This window comes from Streptomyces sp. CoH27, assembly GCF_020181035.1.
Taxonomy (GTDB): domain Bacteria; phylum Actinomycetota; class Actinomycetes; order Streptomycetales; family Streptomycetaceae; genus Streptomyces; species Streptomyces camelliae.
In genome coordinates this window covers 397,490-402,150 of the sequence record NZ_JAIQYY010000004.1, presented here as the reverse complement: position 1 = coordinate 402,150, position 4,661 = coordinate 397,490, and the positions used below count along the sequence as shown (strand labels likewise).

The following is a 4,661-nucleotide window of genomic DNA, read 5'->3' as shown; positions in this document are numbered from 1 at the left end:
GATCCGATGCCGTTGCTGGTGGAGCGGGAGCGGGCCCTGTACGGCTCCTGGTACGAGTTCTTCCCGCGCTCCGAGGGCACCGCCGAGCAGCCGCACGGCACCTTCCGGACGGCCGCGCGGCGGCTGAAGGCGATCGCGGAGATGGGCTTCGACGTCGTCTATCTCCCGCCCGTCCACCCGATCGGTACGACGTTCCGCAAGGGTCCCAACAACACCCTCACCGCCGGTCCGGACGACGTGGGAGTGCCCTGGGCCATCGGGTCACCGGAAGGCGGTCACGACGCCGTCCATCCCGCGCTGGGCACGATCGAGGACTTCGATCATTTCGTCGCCGAGGCCCGCGCGTCGGGCCTGGAGATCGCCCTCGACTTCGCGTTGCAGTGCTCGCCGGACCACCCCTGGGTGCAGAAGCACCCCGAGTGGTTCCATCACCGGGCCGACGGCACGATCGCCTACGCCGAGAACCCGCCGAAGAAGTACCAGGACATCTACCCCGTCGCCTTCGACGCCGACATGGACGGCCTGGTCGCCGAGACCGTACGGATCCTGCGGCACTGGATGGACCACGGGGTGCGGATCTTCCGCGTCGACAACCCGCACACCAAACCGGTCGTCTTCTGGGAACGGGTCATCGCCGAGATCAACGGCGCCGACCCCGACGTGATCTTCCTGGCGGAGGCCTTCACCCGCCCCGCGATGATGCACACCCTCGCCCAGATCGGCTTCCAGCAGTCGTACACCTACTTCACCTGGCGCAACAGCAAGCACGAACTCACCGAATATCTGAGTGAGTTGGCGGGTGAGGCGGCTGCCTACATGCGGCCCAACCTGTTCGCCAACACCCCGGACATCCTGCACGCCTACCTCCAGCACGGCGGCCGCCCCGCCTTCGAGGTCCGTGCCGTGCTCGCCGCCACCCTCTCCCCCACCTGGGGCATCTACAGCGGCTACGAGCTGTGCGAGAACACCCCGCTCAAGGAAGGCGCCGAGGAGTACCTCGACTCCGAGAAGTACCAGCTCAGGCCCCGCGACTGGGCGGCCGCCGAGCGCGAGGGCCGCAGCATCGCCCCGCTCATCACCCGGCTGAACACCATCCGCCGCAACCACCCCGCNGGCGGCCGCCGAGCGCGAGGGCCGCAGCATCGCCCCGCTCATCACCCGGCTGAACACCATCCGCCGCAACCACCCCGCGCTACAGCGCCTGCGCAATCTCCGCTTCCACCCGACCGACAACGACGCCGTGCTCGCCTACAGCAAGAGCACGGGGACGGACACGGTCATCGTGGTCGTCAACCTCGACCCGCATCACACCCAGGAGGCCACGGTCTCGTTGGACATGCCGCAACTCGGCCTGGACTGGGACGCCGCCCTGTCCGTACACGACGAACTGACGGGCGAGTCGTATCACTGGGGCAGGACCAACTACGTGCGTCTGACGCCCGGCAGCGCGCCGGCGCACGTGCTCCACGTCGGGCGATCGACGCCCCAGATCGGAGGGCCCGCAGCGTCATGACCGTCAACGAACCCGTACCCGACACGTTCGAGGACACTCCCGCCAAAGACCGGGACCCGGAGTGGTTCAAACGCGCCGTCTTCTACGAGGTCCTGGTCCGCTCCTTCCAGGACAGCAACGGCGACGGCATCGGCGACCTGAAGGGCCTGACCGCCAAGCTCGACTATCTGCAGTGGCTCGGCGTGGACTGCCTGTGGCTTCCACCGTTCTTCAAGTCACCGCTCCGGGACGGCGGTTACGACGTCTCCGACTACACCGCCGTCCTCCCGGAGTTCGGTGACCTCGCCGACTTCGTGGAGTTCGTCGACGCCGCCCACCAGCGCGGCATGCGCGTCATCATCGACTTCGTCATGAACCACACCAGCGACCAGCACCCGTGGTTCCAGGAGTCCCGCAGCAACCCCGACGGTCCGTACGGCGACTACTACATGTGGGCCGACGACGACAAGCAGTACGAGGACGCGCGGATCATCTTCGTCGACACCGAGGCCTCCAACTGGACCTTCGACCCGGTGCGCGGCCAGTACTACTTCCACCGCTTCTTCTCGCACCAGCCGGACCTCAACTACGAGAACCCGGCCGTGCAGGAGGAGATCCTGGCGGCCCTGAAATTCTGGCTGGACCTGGGCATCGACGGCTACCGGCTCGACGCGGTCCCCTATCTCTACGCCGAGGAGGGCACCAACTGCGAGAACCTGCCGGCCACGCACGCCTTCCTCAAGCGGGTGCGCAAGGAGATCGACGCGATGTACCCGGACACCGTGCTGCTGGCGGAGGCCAACCAGTGGCCGGAGGACGTGGTCGACTACTTCGGGGACTTCGGCTCCGGCGGCGACGAGTGCCACATGGCGTTCCACTTCCCCGTCATGCCGCGCATCTTCATGGCCGTACGCCGCGAGTCCCGCTACCCGGTCTCGGAAATCCTCGCCAAGACCCCGGCCATTCCCTCCAACTGCCAGTGGGGCATCTTCCTGCGCAACCACGACGAGCTGACCCTCGAAATGGTCACCGACGAGGAACGCGACTACATGTGGGCCGAGTACGCGAAAGACCCGCGGATGCGCGCCAACATCGGGATCCGGCGCCGGCTGGCCCCCCTTCTCGACAACGACCGCAACCAGATCGAGCTGTTCACCGCGCTGCTGCTGTCCCTGCCCGGCTCGCCGATCCTCTACTACGGCGACGAGATCGGCATGGGCGACAACATCTGGCTCGGCGACCGTGACGCCGTCCGCACCCCCATGCAGTGGACCCCCGACCGCAACGCCGGCTTCTCGACGTCCGATCCGGGGCGGCTGTTCCTGCCGACGATCATGGATCCCGTCTACGGCTACCAGGTCGCCAACGTCGAGGCCGCGATGTCCTCGCCGTCGTCGCTGCTGCACTGGACCCGCCGCATGATCGAGATCCGCAAGCAGAACCCTGCCTTCGGACTCGGCTCGTTCACCGAGCTTCAGTCGTCGAACCCGGCGGTCCTGGCCTTCCTGCGCGAGTACGGCGACGACCTCGTGCTGTGCGTCAACAACTTCTCCCGGTTCGCCCAGCCGACCGAACTCGACCTGCGGGCCTACGACGGCCGGCATCCGGTCGAGCTGATCGGCGGGGTGCGCTTTCCCGCCATCGGTGAACTGCCGTACCTGCTCACCCTGCAGGGGCACGGCTTCTACTGGTTCCGGCTCACCCGAGTCGCATCCCGCATCGGCCGCCACTGAACGCCCGGCGCCGAGGAAAGGACGCGCGTCATGCCGAAGACCATCACTGTCCGACCGAGAACCGCGGCGGACCTCGATGGCCCCCTGGCCTCGCTGGGCGGGCTGCTGCAGGAGTGGCTGCCGCGGCAGCGCTGGTTCGCCGGCAAGGACCGGCCCGTCACGGACCTTTCGGTGCTGTCCGTGACCGAGCTGTTCCCGGGGTGTCTGCATCTGCTGGTGCACGCCTCGCACGCCCCGGTGCCCACACCGGGCGGCACTCCCCCGCCCGGCGACTGCTACCAGCTGCTGCTCGGCCTGCGTGAGCATCTCGCCCCGCGGCTGGAACGGGCGTTCATCGGGCGCGCCGAGCAGGGGTCGTTCGCCGGGCTCGCGGTGTACGACGCGCTGCACGATCCGCGCTCGGCCCATCTGCTGCTGGAGCGGCTGCGGCATCCCGGCACGGCCGGACCGCTGCGCTTCGAGGCGGATCCCGAGGCCGCGCTGCCCGGCGGACTGCCGCCGCGCCTGCTGGAGGCGGAGCAGTCCAACTCCTCGATCGTGTACGGCGACGCGTACATCCTGAAGGTCTTCCGCCGCATCGAGCCGGGCGTCAACCCGGACCTGGAGGTGTCCGCGGCGCTCGCCGCCCAGGGGTGCACCCGGGTGCCGGCGCCGGTGGCCTGGTTCGGTACGAGCGCGCCGCGGCCGGCCACGCTCGGGGTGCTCCAGCCGTTTCTGCCGGACGCGACCGACGGCTGGACGCTGGCGCTGCGCGCGCTCGCCGCGGGCGACGACTTCACCGCCGAGGCCCGGGAGCTGGGCCGGGCCATGGCCGAGGTGCATCTCGCGCTGGCCGAGGCGTTCGGACCGGCCGGACCGGGCGAGAACAGCCGTACGGCACAGGCCATGTCCGCGCGGCTGGACGCGGCCGCGCACGCCGTACCGGGACTGAGGCCCTATGTGCCGGGGCTCAGGGCGGCGTTCGGGGCGCTCGCCACGTGCGACGCCGGGCCGCCCGCCCAGCGCGTGCACGGCGATCTGCACCTCGGACAGGTGCTGCGGGCCGGCCGCGACTGGTTCGTCATCGACTTCGAGGGCGAGCCGTCCCGGCCGCTGGCGGAGCGCCGGGCCCCGCAGTCCCCGGTGCGGGACGTGGCGGGCATGCTGCGCTCCTTCGACTACGCGGCCCGGCAGCGCCGCCCCTGGCGACCCGAATGGGCGCGCCGCTGCCGGGAGGCGTTCTGCGCGGGCTACGCGGCCCGCGCGGGCTGGGATCCACGCAAGAAGCACGCGCTGCTGCGCGCGCACGAGACGGACAGGGCGGTCTACGAGGTGCTGTACGAGGCGAGACACCGGCCGGACTGGCTGCCGGTTCCGATGGCGGCGATCAAGCGGCTCGCCGTGTGGGGAGGCTGACGGCATGGCTCTGCGCGACACCTCGCTCCCCGAAGCCGCCG

At 69.7% G+C, this 4,661-nt stretch carries 2 protein-coding genes and 1 pseudogene; all 3 read left to right on the top strand.

Annotated features, from left to right (window positions below):
- A pseudogene (locus LE548_RS08880) lies at positions 1 to 1,513 on the top strand (alpha-1,4-glucan--maltose-1-phosphate maltosyltransferase); the annotation flags it as partial.
- Complete coding sequence (gene treS / locus LE548_RS08875) at positions 1,510 to 3,225, top strand: maltose alpha-D-glucosyltransferase (protein WP_225096107.1); 1,716 nt, start codon at positions 1,510 to 1,512, stop codon at positions 3,223 to 3,225. The pseudogene LE548_RS08880 and the gene treS, both read left to right, overlap by 4 nt.
- 30 nt (positions 3,226 to 3,255) lie before the next feature.
- Positions 3,256 to 4,620: a maltokinase gene (locus tag LE548_RS08870; protein ID WP_225096106.1), complete on the top strand. Its 1,365-nt coding sequence runs from the start codon at positions 3,256 to 3,258 to the stop codon at positions 4,618 to 4,620.
- Positions 4,621 to 4,661 lie beyond the last annotated feature (41 nt).